15 protein-coding genes, 17 tRNA genes and 1 rRNA gene are annotated in these 19,187 nt (G+C 38.9%); all 33 read left to right on the forward strand.

What is annotated here, in order from left to right; all coding sequences use genetic code 11:
• The first annotated feature begins 28 nt into the window (after window positions 1-28).
• The 33 genes from rrf to purH all read left to right on the forward strand — a co-directional run bounded on the left by rrf (window position 29) and on the right by purH (window position 18,937).
• A 5S ribosomal RNA gene (gene rrf / locus SMA_RS00110) occupies window positions 29-144 on the forward strand.
• A 4-nt stretch (window positions 145-148) separates the two neighbouring features.
• Window positions 149-221: transfer RNA gene (locus SMA_RS00115), tRNA-Val, on the forward strand.
• Window positions 222-243: 22 nt separating this feature from the next.
• Window positions 244-316 (forward strand) — tRNA-Asp (locus tag SMA_RS00120).
• 3 nt (window positions 317-319) lie between these two features.
• Window positions 320-392 (forward strand) — tRNA-Lys (locus SMA_RS00125).
• A gap of 9 nt (window positions 393-401) precedes the next feature.
• Window positions 402-483, forward strand: a tRNA-Leu gene (locus SMA_RS00130).
• A gap of 12 nt (window positions 484-495) precedes the next feature.
• Window positions 496-568: transfer RNA gene (locus SMA_RS00135), tRNA-Thr, on the forward strand.
• 15 nt (window positions 569-583) lie between these two features.
• Window positions 584-655, forward strand: a tRNA-Gly gene (locus SMA_RS00140).
• 7 nt (window positions 656-662) lie between these two features.
• Window positions 663-748: transfer RNA gene (locus tag SMA_RS00145), tRNA-Leu, on the forward strand.
• A gap of 16 nt (window positions 749-764) precedes the next feature.
• Window positions 765-838, forward strand: a tRNA-Arg gene (locus SMA_RS00150).
• Between the two features lie 5 nt (window positions 839-843).
• Window positions 844-917 (forward strand) — tRNA-Pro (locus SMA_RS00155).
• Window positions 918-922: 5 nt separating this feature from the next.
• Window positions 923-996, forward strand: a tRNA-Met gene (locus tag SMA_RS00160).
• Window positions 997-1,017: 21 nt separating this feature from the next.
• Window positions 1,018-1,091, forward strand: a tRNA-Ile gene (locus tag SMA_RS00165).
• Window positions 1,092-1,114: 23 nt separating this feature from the next.
• Window positions 1,115-1,204 (forward strand) — tRNA-Ser (locus SMA_RS00170).
• 13 nt (window positions 1,205-1,217) lie between these two features.
• Window positions 1,218-1,291: transfer RNA gene (locus SMA_RS00175), tRNA-Met, on the forward strand.
• A 5-nt stretch (window positions 1,292-1,296) separates the two neighbouring features.
• Window positions 1,297-1,369: transfer RNA gene (locus tag SMA_RS00180), tRNA-Phe, on the forward strand.
• 20 nt (window positions 1,370-1,389) lie between these two features.
• A tRNA-Gly gene (locus SMA_RS00185) sits at window positions 1,390-1,460 on the forward strand.
• 32 nt (window positions 1,461-1,492) lie between these two features.
• Window positions 1,493-1,566, forward strand: a tRNA-Ile gene (locus SMA_RS00190).
• Between the two features lie 10 nt (window positions 1,567-1,576).
• Window positions 1,577-1,664 (forward strand) — tRNA-Ser (locus SMA_RS00195).
• Between the two features lie 74 nt (window positions 1,665-1,738).
• The gene (gene mreC / locus SMA_RS00200) at window positions 1,739-2,566 is read left to right on the forward strand and encodes a rod shape-determining protein MreC (protein ID WP_014293711.1); all 828 of its coding nucleotides are present in this window, start codon (window positions 1,739-1,741) and stop codon (window positions 2,564-2,566) included.
• Window position 2,567: 1 nt separating this feature from the next.
• A complete protein-coding gene (mreD, locus tag SMA_RS00205; RefSeq protein WP_039670316.1) occupies window positions 2,568-3,074 on the forward strand; it encodes a rod shape-determining protein MreD in 507 nt (168 codons plus the stop codon).
• A 102-nt stretch (window positions 3,075-3,176) separates the two neighbouring features.
• Complete coding sequence (locus SMA_RS00210; RefSeq protein ID WP_014293713.1) at window positions 3,177-4,655, forward strand: CHAP domain-containing protein; 1,479 nt, start codon at window positions 3,177-3,179, stop codon at window positions 4,653-4,655.
• 142 nt (window positions 4,656-4,797) lie between these two features.
• The gene (locus SMA_RS00215; RefSeq protein ID WP_014293714.1) at window positions 4,798-5,766 is read left to right on the forward strand and encodes a ribose-phosphate diphosphokinase; all 969 of its coding nucleotides are present in this window, start codon (window positions 4,798-4,800) and stop codon (window positions 5,764-5,766) included.
• A gap of 193 nt (window positions 5,767-5,959) precedes the next feature.
• Window positions 5,960-7,135: a pyridoxal phosphate-dependent aminotransferase gene (locus SMA_RS00220; RefSeq protein WP_014293715.1), complete on the forward strand. Its 1,176-nt coding sequence runs from the start codon at window positions 5,960-5,962 to the stop codon at window positions 7,133-7,135.
• Complete coding sequence (recO, locus tag SMA_RS00225; protein WP_014293716.1) at window positions 7,125-7,880, forward strand: DNA repair protein RecO; 756 nt, start codon at window positions 7,125-7,127, stop codon at window positions 7,878-7,880. The genes SMA_RS00220 and recO overlap by 11 nt, the downstream gene beginning before the upstream one ends.
• 171 nt (window positions 7,881-8,051) lie before the next feature.
• A complete protein-coding gene (gene plsX, locus SMA_RS00230) occupies window positions 8,052-9,047 on the forward strand; it encodes a phosphate acyltransferase PlsX (RefSeq protein ID WP_044563174.1) in 996 nt (331 codons plus the stop codon).
• Between the two features lie 15 nt (window positions 9,048-9,062).
• Window positions 9,063-9,305: an acyl carrier protein gene (locus SMA_RS00235; RefSeq protein ID WP_014293718.1), complete on the forward strand. Its 243-nt coding sequence runs from the start codon at window positions 9,063-9,065 to the stop codon at window positions 9,303-9,305.
• A 124-nt stretch (window positions 9,306-9,429) separates the two neighbouring features.
• Complete coding sequence (purC, locus tag SMA_RS00240) at window positions 9,430-10,140, forward strand: phosphoribosylaminoimidazolesuccinocarboxamide synthase (protein WP_014293719.1); 711 nt, start codon at window positions 9,430-9,432, stop codon at window positions 10,138-10,140.
• Window positions 10,141-10,191: 51 nt separating this feature from the next.
• On the forward strand, window positions 10,192-13,917 hold the full coding sequence (locus SMA_RS00245; RefSeq protein ID WP_014293720.1) for a phosphoribosylformylglycinamidine synthase: 3,726 nt from the start codon (window positions 10,192-10,194) through the stop codon (window positions 13,915-13,917).
• 168 nt (window positions 13,918-14,085) lie between these two features.
• Entirely contained in the window at window positions 14,086-15,549 is a 1,464-nt protein-coding gene (gene purF / locus SMA_RS00250) for an amidophosphoribosyltransferase (protein WP_014293721.1), read from the forward strand.
• A 44-nt stretch (window positions 15,550-15,593) separates the two neighbouring features.
• The gene (gene purM / locus SMA_RS00255) at window positions 15,594-16,613 is read left to right on the forward strand and encodes a phosphoribosylformylglycinamidine cyclo-ligase (protein ID WP_014293722.1); all 1,020 of its coding nucleotides are present in this window, start codon (window positions 15,594-15,596) and stop codon (window positions 16,611-16,613) included.
• Window positions 16,613-17,164 (forward strand): phosphoribosylglycinamide formyltransferase, encoded by a 552-nt coding sequence (gene purN / locus SMA_RS00260; RefSeq protein ID WP_014293723.1) that lies wholly within the window; start codon window positions 16,613-16,615, stop codon window positions 17,162-17,164. Before purM ends, purN begins: the two co-directional genes overlap by 1 nt.
• A 53-nt stretch (window positions 17,165-17,217) precedes the next feature.
• Window positions 17,218-17,382, forward strand: a complete 165-nt coding sequence (locus tag SMA_RS00265; protein ID WP_014293724.1) for a hypothetical protein — start codon at window positions 17,218-17,220, stop codon at window positions 17,380-17,382.
• Between the two features lie 7 nt (window positions 17,383-17,389).
• Window positions 17,390-18,937 (forward strand): bifunctional phosphoribosylaminoimidazolecarboxamide formyltransferase/IMP cyclohydrolase, encoded by a 1,548-nt coding sequence (purH, locus tag SMA_RS00270; RefSeq protein ID WP_014293725.1) that lies wholly within the window; start codon window positions 17,390-17,392, stop codon window positions 18,935-18,937.
• Window positions 18,938-19,187: the final 250 nt, after the last annotated feature.

The raw sequence follows: 19,187 nt of genomic DNA on the forward strand, positions 1-19,187 counted from the left end.
TCAATTTTGATTGGATAATCAATCAGAGTTAAGTGATGATAGCCTAGGAGATACACCTGTTCCCATGCCGAACACAGAAGTTAAGCCCTAGAACGCCTGAAGTAGTTGGGGGTTTCCCCCTGTTAGATATGGTAGTCGCTTAGCAAAAGGGAGTTTAGCTCAGCTGGGAGAGCATCTGCCTTACAAGCAGAGGGTCAGCGGTTCGATCCCGTTAACTCCCATTAAGAAGGTAAATATACCAAAGGTCCCGTAGTGTAGCGGTTATCACGTCGCCCTGTCACGGCGAAGATCGCGGGTTCGATTCCCGTCGGGACCGTTTGACTCGTTAGCTCAGTTGGTAGAGCATCTGACTTTTAATCAGAGGGTCACTGGTTCGAGCCCAGTACGGGTCATAATATTATGCGGGTTTGGCGGAATTGGCAGACGCACCAGATTTAGGATCTGGCGCTTAACGGCGTGGGGGTTCAAGTCCCTTAACCCGCATTAGAAAAAGTAGCCGGCTTAGCTCAGTTGGTAGAGCATCTGATTTGTAATCAGAGGGTCGCGTGTTCAAGTCATGTAGCCGGCATAGGATACTCTTTATGCGAACGTAGTTCAGTGGTAGAACATCACCTTGCCAAGGTGGGGGTCGCGGGTTCGAATCCCGTCGTTCGCTTGTAGAGGCCGGGGTGGCGGAACTGGCAGACGCACAGGACTTAAAATCCTGCGAAGGGTAACCTTCGTACCGGTTCGATTCCGGTCCTCGGCAGAAAATTTAATAAGATGCACCCTTGGCTCAACTGGATAGAGTACCTGACTACGAATCAGGCGGTTGCAGGTTCGAATCCTGCAGGGTGCATATTTCGGGAAGTAGCTCAGCTTGGTAGAGCACTTGGTTTGGGACCAAGGGGTCGCAGGTTCGAATCCTGTCTTCCCGATTGATGGCGGTGTAGCTCAGCTGGCTAGAGCGTCCGGTTCATACCCGGGAGGTCGGGGGTTCGATCCCCTTCGCCGCTATAAGATATTATGGATGACTTTGGACCTTTAGCTCAACTGGTTAGAGCACTCGGCTCATAACCGAGCGGTCGTAGGTTCGAGTCCTACAAGGTCCATATATTTTAATATATTATAATTTGGAGGATTACCCAAGTCCGGCTGAAGGGAACGGTCTTGAAAACCGTCAGGCGTGTAAAAGCGTGCGTGGGTTCGAATCCCACATCCTCCTTTAATATTGTTGACGCGGGATGGAGCAGCTAGGTAGCTCGTCGGGCTCATAACCCGAAGGTCGTAGGTTCAAATCCTGCTCCCGCAATAGAAGGCTCGGTAGCTCAGTTGGTAGAGCAATGGATTGAAGCTCCATGTGTCGGCGGTTCGATTCCGTCTCGCGCCATTAATTTTATATTTTATTATGCGGGTGTAGTTTAGTGGTAAAACTACAGCCTTCCAAGCTGTTGTCGCGAGTTCGATTCTCGTCACCCGCTTTTATTTATATTTTGGTTATTCCAACTTTCATGGGCGCATAGCTCAGCTGGTTAGAGCGCACGCCTGATAAGCGTGAGGTCGGTGGTTCGAGTCCACTTGTGCCCATACATGGAATGGAGAATTACTCAAGAGGCTGAAGAGGACGGTTTGCTAAATCGTTAGGTCAGGTAACTGGCGCAAGGGTTCGAATCCCTTATTCTCCGTGCTATTTTGAAGCGAGATTATCTTTGGATATCTCGTTTTATTTTTTATATTCTAGGATAGTTGGTGCAAAATATTGAAAAAATTAAGAATCTCTCGTTTTGTTTTTTTTGCGGTATTGATTTTATTGCTTTTGGGCATGTCTTTAGCTTTTTTATTTAGAAATTTTGGGGTGCTTTCTGCAATCTCTTCCCCTATAAGGAGTGTTGTTGCTCGTGTGGATTCCGTGGTTTCTACTCCTTTTCGCTTCTTAAATTCTGCTAATGAGGAAATTCGAGATCTTTTTAAAACGTATTCTGAGAACAAGGAATTAAAGCAAAAAGTCGCAGAATTAGAGGATCAAAATGAATTAATTGATTCTTTAAAAGAAGAAAATGAAGAGCTTAATAGTGAGATTGGAGCTTCATCATCAATTACTTCTCAATTTTCAGCTACTGGAAAGGTTATTGTTCGAAGTCCCATTTCTTGGTATGATTCGTTAACTGTTAAGCTAGGAAAGAAGAATAATATAACGAAAAAAATGTTGGTTTTATCGGGTGGTGGTCTAATCGGTAAGGTATCTAATGTGGATTCTACGACTTCGAGTATAACACTTTTATCAAACGGTTCAGATTTTAATATTCCAATTAAGATTACGACCTCTTCAGCAGAAGTTTATGGTTTATTGGAATCTTATGATTTGGATAAAAAATGTTTTGTAATTACAAATTTGAATTCTTCTGTGGATATTGAAGAAGGAGATAGTGTTGTAACGAGTGGTCTAGATGGAGATACTGTTGCCAATATTTCTGTCGGTGCAGTTTCTAGTGTAAAAAATAGTTCAGAAAGTTTGGCGCGTGTTGTCTATGTGACTCCGACAGCAGACTTCTCTGATATTTCTTATGTAACAATTGTTGGTGGTTAAAGTGAAATTTTATAAAAATAAGTATTTTTTACTATTGTTACTTTTCCTATTAATGTTAATTGATGGACAACTATCTTCTTTAGCGAGTTCGATATTTTCTTATCATTTGAAGGTTTCTAGTCATTTATTGCTATTAGCTGTTTTGTACTTTTATCATGATAAGAATAAATATTTTATGTTTATCAGCTCACTTGTTTTGGGTGGGATATTTGATATTTACTATTTAAAACAAATTGGTTTAGTTATCTTTTTGCTACCGATTCTAGTTATTTTTACTAGTAAAATTAGTAAAAATTTCTTTGTGAGCAATTTTCAAACATTAATTTTTTATATTGTTGTTTTATTTTTGTTTGAAATTGTTGGGGAATTAGGAGCTATTCTACTTGGAATGACAACGATGTCAATGACCTATTTTATAGCTTATTGCTTTGCACCAACTCTTATCTACAATATTCTTATGTACTTAATCTTCCAAAAAGTGTTTAAAAAAGTATTTTTGGAAAGTTAGATTACCAGAACAAAACACAAATGTAATAATCACGTAATATTAATTGCGTGATTTTTTGGTAAAATAATAATGTCTTATCAAAAAAGGAGTAGTTTAATTTATATGAAAAAAAGAATTTTATCAGCTGTTCTTGTCAGTGGTGTAACACTTGGAACGGCAGCCGCTACAGTAAATGCGGATGATTATGATACACAAATCGCTGCACAAGATGCGGTTATCAGTAATCTTACATCTGAGCAAGCTGCTGCTCAAAGTCAAGTTGATGCTCTTCAAGATCAAGTGACTTCACTTCAATCACAACAAGATGAACTGGAAGCACAAAATGCTCAACTCGAAGCAGAATCTCAAAAATTGAGCGAAGAAATTCAAGCTCTTTCAAGCAAGATTGTTGCTCGTAATGAATCTTTGAAAAAACAAGCACGCAGTGCTCAAAAGACTAACACAACTACAAGCTACATTAATACTATCTTGAATTCTAAATCAATTTCAGATGCTATTAATCGTGTAACCGCTGTTCGTGAAGTTGTTTCTGCAAATGAAAAAATGTTGGAACAACAAGAATCAGATAAAGCTGCTATCGAACAAAAACAAGCTGAAAACCAAGAAGCTATCAATACAGTAGCTGCTAATAAAGCAACTATTGAACAAAACCAAGCAGCTTTGGCAACTCAACAAGCTGAATTGGAAGCAGCTCAATTGAACTTGTCAGCTCAATTAGCAACTGCAGAAGATGAAAAAGCAAGCTTAGTAGCTCAAAAAGAAGCTGCTGAACAAGCAGCGGCTGAAGCTGCTGCAGCACAGGCTGCTGCTGAAGCACAAGCACAAGCAGAAGCACAAGCACAAGCAGAATCTGTAGCACAAGCACAAGCTGCTGTTCAAAATGGTACAGCAACAACTGATACAACTACAGATACTTCAGCTCAAGATTCATCTGCTGCAGCACCAGCGCAACAAGCTTCAACTCCGGCTCAAGCTGCACCAGCACAACAAGCTTCAACTCCAGCTCAAAGTGCACCAGCACAACAAGTTTCAACTCCAGCTCAAAGTGCACCAGCACAACAAGTTTCAACTCCAGCTCAAAGTGCACCAGCACAACAAGTTTCAACTCCAGCTCAAAGTGCACCAGCACAACAAGCTTCAACTCCAGCTCAAAGTGCACCAGCACAAACTGCTTCTAAACCAGCTGCTTCAACTTCATCATCAGCTAAACCATCTTCAGTAACACCAACTACTAACACAGCAGGTAACACTTACCCAGTAGGTCAATGTACTTGGGGTGTTAAATCACTTGCTTCATGGGTTGGTAACTATTGGGGTAATGCTAACCAATGGATTGCTAGCGCACAAGCTGCCGGTCACTCTGTAGGTACTACACCACAAGCTGGTGCAGTAGCTGTATGGCCGTACGATGCTGGTGGTTATGGACACGTTGCATACGTAACAGCTGTTCAAAGCTCAACTAACATCCAAGTTATGGAAGCTAACTATGCTGGTAACTCATCAATCGGTAACTACCGTGGATGGTTCAACCCTACTTCATCAACTTGGGGTGGCGGTACTGTTTACTATATCTATCAATAATAAAAAATTGAGAAGGATTGTTTCCTTCTCTTTTTGTTTTTATTCGGATTTCCTTGTATTTATAGGGATTTAACGGATTTGTCATTGAAAAATACTTGAAAAAACGTTAAAATGGTATAGGATAAAAACTTTGGAGGAAATCATGTCTTATTCTGATTTAAAATTGTTTGCCTTGTCGTCAAACAAAGAATTAGCAGAAAAAGTTACTTCGGCTATGGGTATTGAACTTGGAAAATCGACTGTTCGTCAATTTTCTGATGGTGAAATCCAAGTCAACATTGAAGAATCAATTCGTGGACACCATGTCTTTATTTTGCAGTCAACTAGCTCACCAGTTAATGATAACTTGATGGAAATCTTGATTATGGTTGATGCGCTTAAACGTGCTAGTGCTGAAAAAATTAGTGTGGTTATCCCTTACTATGGTTATGCTCGTCAAGACCGTAAAGCTCGTTCGCGTGAACCGATTACTTCTAAATTAGTAGCTAATATGCTTGAAGTTGCAGGAGTTGACCGTCTTTTGACTGTTGATTTGCACGCCGCTCAAATTCAAGGGTTCTTTGATATTCCAGTTGATCATTTGATGGGTGCTCCATTGATCGCTAATTACTTTGATCGTCATGGATTGGTTGGAGATGATGTTGTTGTCGTTAGTCCTGATCATGGTGGTGTGACACGTGCTCGTAAATTGGCACAATTCCTCCAAACACCGATTGCTATCATTGATAAACGTCGTAGTGTTACTAAAATGAATACCAGTGAAGTTATGAACATCATTGGTAATGTTAAAGGTAAAAAATGTATCTTGATTGATGATATGATTGATACGGCAGGTACTATTTGTCATGCAGCGGATGCTCTTGCTGAAGCTGGTGCAACAGCGGTGTATGCATCATGTACTCACCCTGTTCTTTCTGGTCCTGCACTTGAAAATATTGAAAAATCAGCTATTCAAAAATTGGTTGTTTTGGATACTATCTATCTTTCAGAAGAACGTTTGATTGATAAAATTGAACAAATCTCAATTGCTGAATTAATCGCTGAAGCAATTACTCGTATTCACGAAAAACGTGCTTTGTCACCATTATTTGAAATGGGAACTGCTAAATAAGACGACTTTTATTAGCTTTCATATTAAAAACCGTTAGATTTTTGTCTGACGGTTTTTTAGTCTTGAAAGATATTAACATGTGGATAACTTGACGAAATTTTCTATAAAATAGAGTTGTGGATAAGTCTAAAAGGGCTGTTTAATTATCTGAATTTTATGTATAATAGATGTAATTAGATTTTGAGGTGAGACTATGAGTTTAACAAATCGTTTTAATAAAAACTTAGATAAAATTGAAGTATCATTGATTCGTCAATTTGACCAATCAATTTCAGATGTACCAGGGATTATGAAGTTAACTTTGGGTGAGCCTGATTTTACAACTCCTGACCATGTAAAAGGAGCTGCCAAAGCGGCTATTGATGCGAATCAATCACATTATACTGGTATGGCAGGGTTACCAGCGCTTCGTCAAGCGGCTGCAGATTTTGTGAAGTCAAAATACAACTTGTCTTATAATCCTGACAATGAAATTTTGGTTACGATTGGAGCAACAGAAGCCTTATCAGCGACTTTGACAGCAATTTTAGAACCAGGAGATACGGTTCTTTTGCCAGCGCCAGCTTATCCTGGGTATGAGCCAATTGCAAATCTTGTTGGTGCTGAAATTGTTGAAATTGATACAACGGCAAATGATTTTGTATTGACACCAGAAATACTTGAAAAAGCGATTTTGGAACAAGGTGATAAATTAAAAGCAGTTTTGCTTAATTATCCAACTAATCCAACTGGTGTGACTTATTCACGTGAGCAAATTAAGGCTTTGGCAGATGTTCTTAAAAAATATGATGTTTTTGTTATCTCAGATGAAGTGTATTCTGAATTGACTTATAATGATGAACCGCATGTGTCAATTGCTGAATATCTTCCAGAGCAAACGATTTTGATTAATGGGCTTTCAAAATCTCATGCTATGACTGGTTGGCGAATTGGTTTGATTTTTGCGCCAGCTATTTTCACGGCACAGTTGATTAAGAGTCACCAATATTTGGTAACGGCTGCTGCGACAATGGCTCAATTTGCTGCAATTGAAGCTCTTTCTGCTGGTAAAGATGATGCACTACCGATGAAAGTTGAATATATCAAACGTCGTGATTATATTATTGATAAGATGTCTGCTCTTGGCTTTAAGATCATTAAACCAGACGGTGCTTTTTACATTTTTGCGAAAATTCCTGCTGGTTATGAACAAGATTCGTTTAAGTTCTGTCAAGATTTTGCGCGTGAAAAAGCAGTTGCTTTCATTCCTGGTGTGGCTTTTGGTAAGTATGGTGAGGGTTATCTACGTCTTTCTTATGCGGCTAGCATGGAAACAATCACAACAGCGATGGAACGCTTGAAAGAATTTATGGAAGAACATGCAAACTAAGGAAACTTATGGTCTTGTCCTCTATAATCGTAATTATCGTGAGAATGATAAGCTAGTCAAAATTTTTACAGAAACCAATGGAAAGCATATGTTTTTTGTTAAACATGCTGGTAAATCTCGGTTTAATTCTGTTATTCAACCGTTAACGGTGGCAAAATTTATTTTAAAAATTAATGATACAGGTCTGTCTTTCATTGAAGATTATAAGGAAGTTGAGTCTTTTAAGGAAATTAATGCAGATTTGTTTAAGTTGTCCTATGCTTCTTATGTGACAGCATTGACGGATGCAGCTGTGCCAGATGGTGTGGCAGACCCGCAGTTGTTTGCATTTGTTAATAAGACGCTTTCTTTAATGGAAGAGGGACTTGACTACGAAATTTTGACTAATATTTTTGAGATTCAACTTTTAGAACGATTTGGTATTAGTCTTAATTTTCATGAGTGTGCTTTTTGTCATCGGGTTGGATTGCCCTTTGACTTTTCGCACAAATATTCTGGTCTGCTTTGTCCAGAGCATTATGGTAAAGATGATTATCGCAGTCATCTTGATCCGAATGTGCTGTACCTAGTGGATCGATTTCAAGCCATTCATTTTGATGAATTAAAGACGATTTCAGTTAAGTCTGAGATGAAACGAAAATTGCGTTTATTTATTGATGATATTTATGATAATTATGTCGGTCTTCGTTTGAAAAGTAAAAAATTCATTGATGATTTAGGGACTTGGGGAAATATTATGAAATAATGGTTGTTAGTACTGCTTGATTTGTAGAGTGAGCACTAACAGCTTTTTATTTAGAGGTGTGTCATTGAGAAGACATCTTTTTGAAAAGGTATTGTGATATCTTCTGGAACTGAAAAAAATCGGGAATCATGCTATAATGAAGTGATAATGTTTTGTGAGGAAAAAATTGATATGAAAAAAATTGCTGTTGATGCTATGGGTGGCGATAATGCCCCTAAAGCTATTATCGAAGGAGTTAATCGTGCGTTAGCAGAATTCTCAGATATTGAGATTCAACTTTATGGAGATGAATCTAAGATAAAAGAGTATTTGACTGCAACAGAGCGTGTTTCAATTATTCATACAGAAGAAAAAATTAATTCAGATGATGAACCAGTTAAAGCTATTCGTCGTAAGAAGAAAGCTAGCATGGTACTTGGGGCACAAGCTGTAAAAGAAGGGACAGCAGATGCTGTCATTTCAGCAGGGAATACAGGTGCGCTCCTTGCGGCAGGACTATTCGTTATTGGGCGTATTAAAGGTATTGACCGTCCAGGGCTTATGTCCACTTTGCCAACACTTGATGGTAAAGGGTATGATATGTTGGACCTTGGGGCTAATGCTGAAAATACCCCTAAACATTTACATCAGTATGCTATTTTAGGGTCATTTTATGCGAAGAACGTTCGTGGTATTGCTAAGCCACGTGTTGGTTTGCTTAATAACGGAACTGAGGCAACGAAAGGTGATCCACTTCATAAAGAAGCTTATGCGCTATTAGCAGAAGATGCTTCTTTGAACTTTGTCGGAAATGTTGAAGCGCGCGATTTGATGAATGGTGTTGCAGACGTTGTGGTATCGGATGGTTTCACGGGAAACGCTGTCTTAAAAACAATGGAAGGAACTGCTCTTAATATCATGGGAGGTTTGAAATCTTCTATTAAATCAGGTGGTTTGAAAGCAAAATTGGGAGCCCTTCTTTTGAAGGATAGTTTATATCAATTAAAAGGTACTATGGACTATTCAAGTGCAGGTGGTGCAGTTCTTTTTGGACTTAAAGCGCCTGTTGTGAAATGTCATGGTTCAAGTGATGCGCAAGCTGTTTACTATACAATCAGACAAGTTCGTACAATGTTAGAAACGAATGTGGTCGGTCAACTAGTAGAAGCTTTCACACCAAAGGATTAGAATAAAGGGGAAGAGATGACAAAAGAGGCTATTTTTGGAAGGATTTGCTTCATTATTAAGGAGCAATTGCATAAACCAGAGCTAAACATTACTCAAACGTCAACTTTACATGATGATTTGGGAGTTGATTCGATTGCCTTAATGGAATTTATCATCAATTTAGAAGACGAGTTTCATTTGGAAATCCCTGACGAAGATGTTGAAAACATGAAATGTATGGGAGAAATGATGGAATATCTTTATAACCGTGTAAATTAAGCAAAAACGTTCGTTAATTTCGAACGTTTTTATTTTTATTTCGTTAAAAAGTCTGCTAAATGTTGAAATTGGTAACATCATGTGTTAAAATTTAGTAGAATAAAAGCGAAAGGCGAACAAAAACATGTCACGACAACTTATTTATACGGGAAAAGCAAAAGATATTTACACTACATCAGAAGATGAGAATTTGATTATTTCAGTCTATAAAGACCAAGCGACAATGCTTAATGGTGCTCGTAAAGAGACTATTAAAGGTAAAGGCGTTCTTAATAATCAAATCTCATCTTTAATTTTTACGAAATTGAATGAAGCAGGTGTGGCGACTCACTTTGTTAAACAATTGTCAGAAACCGAACAATTAAATAAAAAAGTTGATATTGTTCCACTTGAAGTTGTTTTGCGTAACGTTACTGCAGGTTCATTCTCAAAACGTTTTGGTGTTGAAGAAGGAATCAAATTAGATACTCCAATTGTTGAATTTTACTACAAAAATGATGACTTGGATGACCCATTTATCAATGATGAACATGTAAAATTCCTTGGTATTGCAAGTGATGAAGATATTGCTTATATCAAAGTAGAAACACATCGTATTAATGACCTTTTGAAAGATTGGTTCAGCCAAATTGGTCTTAATTTGATTGATTTCAAATTGGAATTTGGTAAAGACAAAGATGGCAAAATTATTCTTGCGGATGAATTTTCACCAGATAACTGCCGTCTTTGGGATGCTGAAGGTCATCACATGGATAAAGATGTTTTCCGTCGTGATTTAGGTAGTTTGACAGATGTTTACGAAGTTGTCCTTGAAAAACTCAAAGGGCTTAACTAAAAACTATGATTTCTAATTAAGTAGAAAGAAGAATTCTAAAAAGGGTAAAAAATGAATAAACGAATTTTCGTTGAGAAAAAATCAAATTTTAACATTAAGGCTCAGGCGCTTGTTAAAGAACTCAAACACAATCTTCAATTAACAAGTTTGACTGATTTACGCATTATTCAAGTTTACGATGTTTTTAATTTGGCAGATTCGCTTTTCGAACGTGCTGAAAAACATATTTTTTCTGAACAAGTAACGGATAATATTTTGGCTGAGAGTGATGTGGTTGCTGAACTTTCTAACTATGCTTTCTTTGCTATTGAATCACTTCCAGGTCAATTTGACCAACGTGCAGCGTCATCACAAGAAGCATTGCTTCTTCTTGGCAGCAGTAATGATGTAACGGTTAATACGGCTCAACTTTATCTTGTTAACAAGGATATTGATACTGCTGAACTTGATGCGATTAAGAATTATCTTCTTAATCCAGTAGATTCTCGTTTTAAAGATATTACAACAGGAATTGCGCCACAAGCATTTTCAGAATCAAACAAAACGATTCCAAATCTTGATTTCTTCAAGACTTATACAGCGGCTGAATTTGCTGATTATAAAGCTGAACAAGGTTTGGCGATGGAAGTTGATGACCTTGTCTTTATCCAAGAGTACTTCAAATCAATTGGGCGTGTGCCAACGGAAACAGAATTGAAAGTTTTGGATACTTATTGGTCAGACCACTGCCGCCACACAACTTTCGAAACTGAGCTTAAACATATTGATTTCTCAGCATCTAAATTCCAAAAACAATTACAGGCAACTTATGATAAATATATTGCTATGCGTGATGAACTTGGACGTTCTGAAAAGCCACAAACATTGATGGACATGGCGACAATCTTTGGTCGTTATGAACGTGTGAATGGTCGCTTGGACGATATGGAAGTGTCAGACGAAATTAACGCATGTTCTGTTGAAATTGAAGTTGATGTGAACGGTGTTAAAGAACCATGGCTTTTGATGTTCAAGAATGAAACACACAATCACCCAACGGAAATTGAACCATTTGGTGGTGCTGCAACGTGTATCGGTGGAGCAATCCGCGACCCATTGTCAGGACGTTCTTATGTTTATCAAGCAATGCGTATTTCAGGTGCTGGTGATATTACAATACCAATTTCAGAAACACGTCTTGGTAAATTGCCACAACAAGTGATTTCTAAAACAGCGGCACATGGTTATTCTTCATATGGTAACCAAATCGGCCTTGCCACAACTTATGTTAAAGAATATTTCCACCCAGGATTCGTCGCTAAACGTATGGAACTCGGTGCTGTTGTCGGTGCAGCTCCTAAGGGAAATGTTGTTCGTGAGAAACCAGAAGCTGGTGATGTGGTTATTCTTCTCGGTGGTAAAACTGGTCGTGACGGTGTCGGTGGTGCAACTGGTTCATCTAAAGTTCAAACGGTTGAATCTGTTGAAACAGCTGGTGCAGAAGTACAAAAAGGGAATGCCATTGAAGAACGTAAAATTCAACGTCTTTTCCGTAATGGTAATGTGACTCGCCTCATTAAAAAATCAAACGACTTTGGTGCAGGTGGAGTCTGTGTGGCAATTGGTGAGTTAGCTGACGGTCTTGAAATCGACCTTAACAAAGTGCCTTTGAAATACCAAGGACTTAATGGAACTGAAATTGCCATTTCTGAATCACAAGAACGTATGGCTGTTGTGGTTCGTCCGAAAGATGTTGAGGCTTTCGTGGCAGAATGTCATAAAGAAAATATTGACGCGGTAGTGGTTGCCACAGTTACTGAAAAACCAAATCTTGTTATGACTTGGAATGGTCAAATAATCGTTGATATTGAACGTCGTTTCCTTGATACAAACGGTGTGCGCGTGGTGGTTGATGCTAATGTTGTTGACAGTCAAGTTGACATGCCAGAACAACGTATCACTTCAGCTGCGACACTTGGATCTGATACTGTAAATATTCTTTCTGACCTTAATCACGCTAGTCAAAAAGGTTTACAAACTATCTTTGATAGCTCAGTTGGTCGTTCAACAGTTAATCACCCGATTGGTGGTCGTTATCAAATCACACCAACAGAAAGTTCAGTTCAAAAACTTCCTGTTCAAAACGGTGTAACAACAACAGCGTCAATTATGGCACAAGGGTTCAACCCTTATATTGCTGAATGGTCACCATATCATGGTGCAGCTTACGCTGTTATCGAAGCAACAGCGCGTTTGGTGGCAACAGGTGCGAATTGGTCTAAAGCACGCTTCTCTTATCAAGAATATTTCCAACGTATGGATAAACAAGCTGAACGCTTTGGACAACCAGTCTCAGCCCTTCTTGGGTCAATCGAAGCGCAATTGCAACTTGGTTTGCCATCAATCGGTGGTAAAGACTCAATGTCTGGTACATTTGAAGAATTGACAGTACCACCAACATTGGTTGCTTTTGGTGTGACAACAGCTGATAGTCGTAATGTTCTTTCGCCAGAATTTAAAGCAGCTGGTGAATACATTTACTACATTCCAGGGCAAGCTATTTCACAAGAGATTGATTTTGATTTGATTAAAGCTAATTTTGCTAAATTTGAAGCGATTCAAAAAGCACACCATATCACATCAGCTTCAGCTGTTAAATATGGTGGTGTGATTGAAAGCTTGGCACTTGCAGCTTTTGGGAACCATATCGGAGCTAAAGTAGAATTGGCAGAGCTTGCAACTAGTTTGACAGCACAACTCGGTGGCTTTATCTTTACATCTACTGAAGAAATTACTGAAGTTAGCAAAATCGGTGAAACAACAGCTGACTTTACACTTGCTGTCAATGGTGTCAACCTTGCAGGAGATAAACTTTTGTCAGCCTTTGAGGGCAAACTTGAAGATGTTTATCCAACTGAATTTGAACAGAGTACAAAACTTGAAGATGTTCCAGCAGTTGCTTCGGATGCAGTGATTAAAGCAAGTGAAAAAGTTGCTGAACCATTGGTTTACATCCCAGTATTCCCTGGTACAAACTCAGAGTACGATTCAGCTAAAGCCTTTGAACAAGCAGGTGCAAAAGTTAACTTGGTACCATTTGTAACACTTGATGAAGCAGCTATTGAAGCATCTGTTGACACAATGGTTGACAATATCAGTAAAGCTAACATCATCTTCTTTGCAGGTGGTTTCTCAGCTGCTGACGAACCAGACGGTTCGGCTAAATTCATTGTCAATATCTTGTTGAACAAAAAAGTCCGCGCAGCTATTGACAGCTTTATTGAAAAAGGTGGCCTTATCATCGGTATCTGTAATGGATTCCAAGCACTTGTGAAATCAGGTCTTCTTCCATATGGTAACTTTGAAGATGTGACTGAAACAAGTCCAACTCTTTTCTACAATGATGCTAACCAACACGTGGCGAAAATGGTTGAAACACGTATTGCCAATACGAATTCACCGTGGCTTGCAGGTGTTGAAGTGGGTGACGTTCATGCTATTCCAGTATCACATGGTGAAGGTAAATTCGTCGTAACCGATGAAGAATTTGCAGAACTTCGTGATAATGGACAAATCTTCAGCCAATACGTTGACTTTGACGGTAAACCAAGTATGGATTCTAAATACAATCCAAACGGTTCTGTTAATGCGATTGAAGGTATCACAAGCAAGAACGGTCAAATTATTGGTAAAATGGGACATTCAGAACGTTACGAAGACGGTCTTTTCCAAAATATTCCAGGAAATAAAGACCAACACTTGTTCCGTAGCGCTGTTGAATATTTTACTAAAGAGTAATACTATTTTTAAAAATATATTTTATAGAAATGACATGACTGCGATTGCGTCTTGAAATTCTAAATGCAAATACATAGGCAAGAGAGCTGAGGCTTGTCTCAGCCTCTTTTGTCAACTTATCAAAAGGAGAAAAAATTCCTTATAATTTAGTTCTAGGTAATAAAAATAATGACATACGAAGTTAAATCTCTAAATGAAGAATGTGGTGTTTTTGGGATTTGGGGGCACCCTCAAGCCGCTCAAGTGACTTATTTTGGACTCCACAGTCTTCAACACCGTGGTCAAGAAGGTGCTGGTATCGTCACAAACGATAACGGCAAACTTCTTCAGCACCGTAACACTGGTCTTCTTTCAGAAGTATTTAAAAATCCCGCTGATTTGGAAAAATTAACAGGAACTACAGCTATTGGTCACGTTCGCTATGCGACTGCTGGCTCTGCGTCTATTAATAATATTCAACCATTTCTTTACAACTTTACAGATGAGCAATTTGGGCTTTGCCACAATGGTAATTTGACAAATGCAGTATCATTGAAAAAAGAATTGGAAGACCAAGGGGCGATTTTTAATGCCTCATCTGATACTGAAATTCTAATGCATTTGATTCGCCGTAGCCATAATCCTGAGTTTATCGGTAAAGTCAAAGAAGCGTTGAACACTGTCAAAGGTGGCTTTGCTTATCTTTTGATGACAGAAGATAAATTGATTGCTGCGCTTGACCCAAATGGTTTTCGTCCGTTGTCAATTGGGCAAATGGCAAATGGTGCTTGGGTAGTATCAAGCGAAACGTGTGCCTTTGAAGTGGTTGGTGCTAAATGGGTTCGTGATGTAAAACCAGGAGAATTTGTTATCATTGATGACAATGGCATTCAGTATGACACTTACACAAATGATACACAGCTTGCTATCTGTTCAATGGAATATATCTATTTTGCACGTCCTGACAGTAATATTTATGGTGTCAATGTTCACACGGCTCGTAAAAATATGGGGAAACGTTTGGCACAGGAATTTCAACATGAAGCTGATATTGTCGTTGGTGTACCGAATTCATCACTTTCAGCAGCGATGGGATTTGCTGAAGAATCAGGTCTCCCAAATGAAATGGGCTTGGTGAAAAATCAGTACACACAACGTACTTTCATTCAACCAACACAAGAGTTGCGTGAGCAAGGTGTTCGCATGAAGCTCTCAGCCGTATCTGGTGTTGTTAAAGGTAAGCGCGTGGTCATGGTTGATGATTCTATCGTGCGTGGAACTACATCACGCCGTATCGTTCGTTTGCTTCGTGAAGCTGGTGCGACAGAAGTTCATGTGGCAATCGGTAGTCCAGAATTGAAATACCCATGTTTCTACGGTATCGATATTCAAAATCGTCGTGAATTGATTTCAGCTAACCACATTAAAGATGAAGTTTGTGAGATTATTGGTGCGGATAGCTTGACTTATTTGTCAATTGACGGTTTGATTGAATCAATCGGTCTTGATACAGATGCGCCTAATGGTGGTTTGTGTGTGGCTTACTTTGACGGTAAGTATCCAACACCACTTTACGATTACGAAGAACCTTACCTCAAGAGCTTAGAAGAAAAAACAAGCTTCTATATTCATGAAGTTAATGAAAATAAATAGAACTGTTTAATAGCTCTGCTATTTCCCAAAAGGAGAAAAATATTATGACAAAAAATGCTTATGCTCAATCTGGTGTTGATGTTGAAGCGGGTTATGAAGTTGTTGCACGTATCAAAAAACACGTTGCGCGTACTGAACGTGCAGGTGTTATGGGAGCTCTTGGTGGCTTTGGTGGTATGTTCGACCTTACAAAAACTGGTGTGAAAGAACCTGTTTTGATTTCAGGAACTGATGGTGTGGGAACAAAACTCATGCTTGCCATTAAATATGATAAACACGATACAATCGGTCAAGACTGTGTTGCCATGTGTGTTAATGACATCATTGCAGCTGGTGCGGAACCACTTTACTTCCTAGATTACATTGCAACTGGTAAAAATGAACCTGCAAAACTTGAACAAGTCGTTGCAGGTGTTGCTGAAGGTTGTGTTCAATCTGGCGCAGCTCTTATCGGTGGTGAAACTGCTGAAATGCCTGGTATGTATGGTGAAGATGATTATGATTTGGCTGGTTTTGCAGTAGGTGTTGCTGAAAAATCACAAATCATTGATGGTTCAAAAGTTTCTGATGGTGATATTCTTCTTGGACTTGCTTCAAGTGGGATTCATTCAAATGGTTATTCACTTGTCCGTCGTGTCTTTGCTGATTACACAGGTGAAGAAGTACTTCCTGAACTTGAAGGCAAAAAATTAAAAGAAGTTCTTCTTGAACCAACACGTATCTACGTTAAAGCGGTGCTTCCACTTATCAAAGAAAAATTGGTTAACGGTATTGCTCACATTACTGGTGGTGGTTTCATTGAAAATGTCCCACGTATGTTTGCGGATGATTTAGCTGCTGAAATCGAAGAAGGTAAAGTTCCTGTTCTTCCAATTTTTAAAGCTCTTGAAAAATACGGTAACATCAAACACGAAGAAATGTTTGAAATCTTCAACATGGGTATTGGTTTGATGTTGGCAGTTAGCCCTGATAAGGTTGAGCGCGTGAAAGAATTGCTTGACGAACCAGTTTACGCACTTGGTCGTATTGTTAAAAAAGCTGATGCAAGTGTGGTGATTAAATAATGAAAAAAATCGCAGTTTTTGCGAGTGGTAATGGGTCAAATTTTCAAGTCATTGCGGAGCAATTTCCAGTTGAATTTGTCTTTTCAGACCACCGAGATGCATATGTCTTAGAACGTGCAGAAAAACTTGGTGTGACAACTCATGCTTTTGAACTTAAAGAGCTTGACAATAAAGTAGCTTACGAAGAGGCTATTGTTGCTTTGCTTGAAAAATATGATATTGATTTGATTTGCCTAGCTGGTTATATGAAGATTGTTGGTCCGACTTTGCTAGCAGCTTACGAAGGTCGTATCATTAATATTCACCCAGCTTATCTGCCAGAATTCCCAGGTGCTCATGGTATTGATGATGCTTGGGAAGCAGGTGTTGACCAGTCTGGTGTTACCATTCACTGGGTTGACAATGGCGTTGACACGGGAAAAGTGATTAAACAAGTTCGTGTGCCTCGTCTGTCTGATGATACCATTGACAGTTTTGAAGCTCGTATTCATGAAAATGAGTACAGACTCTACCCAGAAGTTTTAGAGAGCTTAGGAGTTGAGAAAAAGTAGTCAGCGCATTTGATAGCGTAGCTATTGGCATGCTAGCTTATTAGGAGATTATGATGATGAAAAAGATTTTGGTGTTTGTATTAACTTTTATTGTCGTTGCCTTTATAATAAATGTACTATTTGGCAATCTTGAAAATCCATGGCGTCTTAGTTTAGCTTATGCTATCGGGCTTATTGCTAGCATTATGATTGACTGGTTTATTTTTTATAGAAAGTAGGACTGAAATGACAAAACGTGCACTAATTAGTGTTTCTGATAAAGCGGGTATTGTTGAATTTGCTCAAGAATTGAAAAAACTTGGTTGGGATATTATCTCGACTGGTGGAACAAAAGTTGCGCTTGATAAAGCAGGTGTTGACACTATCGCGATTGATGATGTGACTGGATTCCCAGAAATGATGGACGGTCGTGTGAAAACACTTCACCCAAATATTCATGGCGGTCTTTTGGCTCGTCGTGACCTTGACAGCCACCTTCAAGCTGCAAAAGATAACCACATTGAATTGATTGATCTTGTTGTGGTTAACCTTTACCCATTCAAAGAAACAATCTTGAAACCAGAAGTAACTTACGCTGATGCGGTTGAAAATATTGATATTGGTGGCCCTTCAATGCTTCGCTCTGCTGCTAAAAACCATGCTAGTGTAACAGTTGTCGTTGATCCAGCTGACTATGCTGTTGTTTTGGATGAATTGTCAGCTAATGGTGAAACAAGCTTTGAAACTCGTCAACGTTTGGCAGCAAAAGTTTTCCGTCATACAGCAGCTTACGATGCTTTAATTGCAGAATATTTCACAAAACAAGTTGGTGAAACAAAACCTGAAAAACTCACAATCACTTACGATTTGAAACAACCAATGCGTTATGGTGAAAATCCTCAACAAGACGCTGATTTCTACCAAAAAGCTTTGCCAACAGATTACTCAATTGCTTCTGTTAAACAATTGAATGGTAAAGAATTGTCATTTAACAACATCCGCGACGCTGATGCTGCAATCCGCATTATCCGTGATTTCAAAGACCGTCCGACAGTTGTTGCCCTTAAACACATGAATCCATGTGGTATTGGACAAGCTGACGATATTGAAACAGCTTGGGACTATGCTTATGAATCAGACTCAGTTTCAATCTTTGGTGGAATTGTTGTACTTAACCGTGAAGTTGACGCCGCAACAGCTAAGAAAATGCACGCTATCTTCCTTGAAATTATCATTGCACCAAGTTATTCAGAAGAAGCCCTTGAAATCTTGACAACTAAGAAGAAAAACTTGCGTATTCTTCAATTGCCATTTGAAGCTCAAGAGGCTAGCCAAGTTGAAAAAGAATACACTGGTGTTGTCGGTGGTCTTTTGGTTCAAAACCAAGATGTTGTCGAAGAAAATCCAGCTGATTGGAAAGTTGTGACAAAACGTCAACCAAATGACCAAGAAAAAACAGCGCTTGAATTTGCTTGGAAAGCTATCAAATACGTGAAATCTAACGGTATTATTGTGACAAATGACCACATGACACTTGGTGTTGGTCCTGGTCAAACAAACCGTGTAGCTTCTGTTCGTATCGCTCTTGATCAAGCCAAAGACCGTCTTGACGATGCTGTCCTTGCTAGTGATGCCTTCTTCCCATTTGCAGACAACGTTGAAGAAATTGCTGCAGCAGGTGTGAAAGCAATCATCCAACCTGGCGGTTCAGTTCGTGACCAAGAATCTATTGATATGGCTGATAAATACGGCATTACCATGGTATTTACAGGTGTTCGTCACTTCCGTCATTAAGATTAAGAGTTAATAATATAATAACAAGTACCTTAGCCAAATTGGTTGAGGCGCTTTTTAAGTTTTCTGAAAGAAAATTTTCAGTCTCTCTTAAGCAAGCCACCCTATACTAAAGATACTCCTAAATAAACTTTTTTTCATCCCCCTGCAAATCCTAATCTATTTGAGATTGGGATTTTTATTTGTAAAAAAACGGCTTAAAAAGGGCAAAAAATCGTTACCTGTGTTACACTTTAATTGAAATTTTTTG

Origin of the sequence: Streptococcus macedonicus ACA-DC 198, from assembly GCA_000283635.1 — a bacterium.
Lineage (GTDB): Bacteria > Bacillota > Bacilli > Lactobacillales > Streptococcaceae > Streptococcus > Streptococcus macedonicus.

Bases quoted from the DNA above. Each gene is read 5' to 3' on its own strand.
- SMA_RS00210 (WP_014293713.1), top strand. From the start codon at position 3,177: ATGAAAAAAAGAATTTTATCAGCTGTTCTTGTCAGTGGTGTAACACTT.
- SMA_RS00215 (WP_014293714.1), top strand. From the start codon at position 4,798: ATGTCTTATTCTGATTTAAAATTGTTTGCCTTGTCGTCAAACAAAGAA.
- SMA_RS00220 (WP_014293715.1), top strand. From the start codon at position 5,960: ATGAGTTTAACAAATCGTTTTAATAAAAACTTAGATAAAATTGAAGTA.
- recO (WP_014293716.1), top strand. From the start codon at position 7,125: ATGCAAACTAAGGAAACTTATGGTCTTGTCCTCTATAATCGTAATTAT.
- plsX (WP_044563174.1), top strand. From the start codon at position 8,052: ATGAAAAAAATTGCTGTTGATGCTATGGGTGGCGATAATGCCCCTAAA.
- SMA_RS00235 (WP_014293718.1), top strand. From the start codon at position 9,063: ATGACAAAAGAGGCTATTTTTGGAAGGATTTGCTTCATTATTAAGGAG.
- purC (WP_014293719.1), top strand. From the start codon at position 9,430: ATGTCACGACAACTTATTTATACGGGAAAAGCAAAAGATATTTACACT.
- SMA_RS00245 (WP_014293720.1), top strand. From the start codon at position 10,192: ATGAATAAACGAATTTTCGTTGAGAAAAAATCAAATTTTAACATTAAG.
- purF (WP_014293721.1), top strand. From the start codon at position 14,086: ATGACATACGAAGTTAAATCTCTAAATGAAGAATGTGGTGTTTTTGGG.
- purM (WP_014293722.1), top strand. From the start codon at position 15,594: ATGACAAAAAATGCTTATGCTCAATCTGGTGTTGATGTTGAAGCGGGT.
- purN (WP_014293723.1), top strand. From the start codon at position 16,613: ATGAAAAAAATCGCAGTTTTTGCGAGTGGTAATGGGTCAAATTTTCAA.
- SMA_RS00265 (WP_014293724.1), top strand. From the start codon at position 17,218: ATGATGAAAAAGATTTTGGTGTTTGTATTAACTTTTATTGTCGTTGCC.
- purH (WP_014293725.1), top strand. From the start codon at position 17,390: ATGACAAAACGTGCACTAATTAGTGTTTCTGATAAAGCGGGTATTGTT.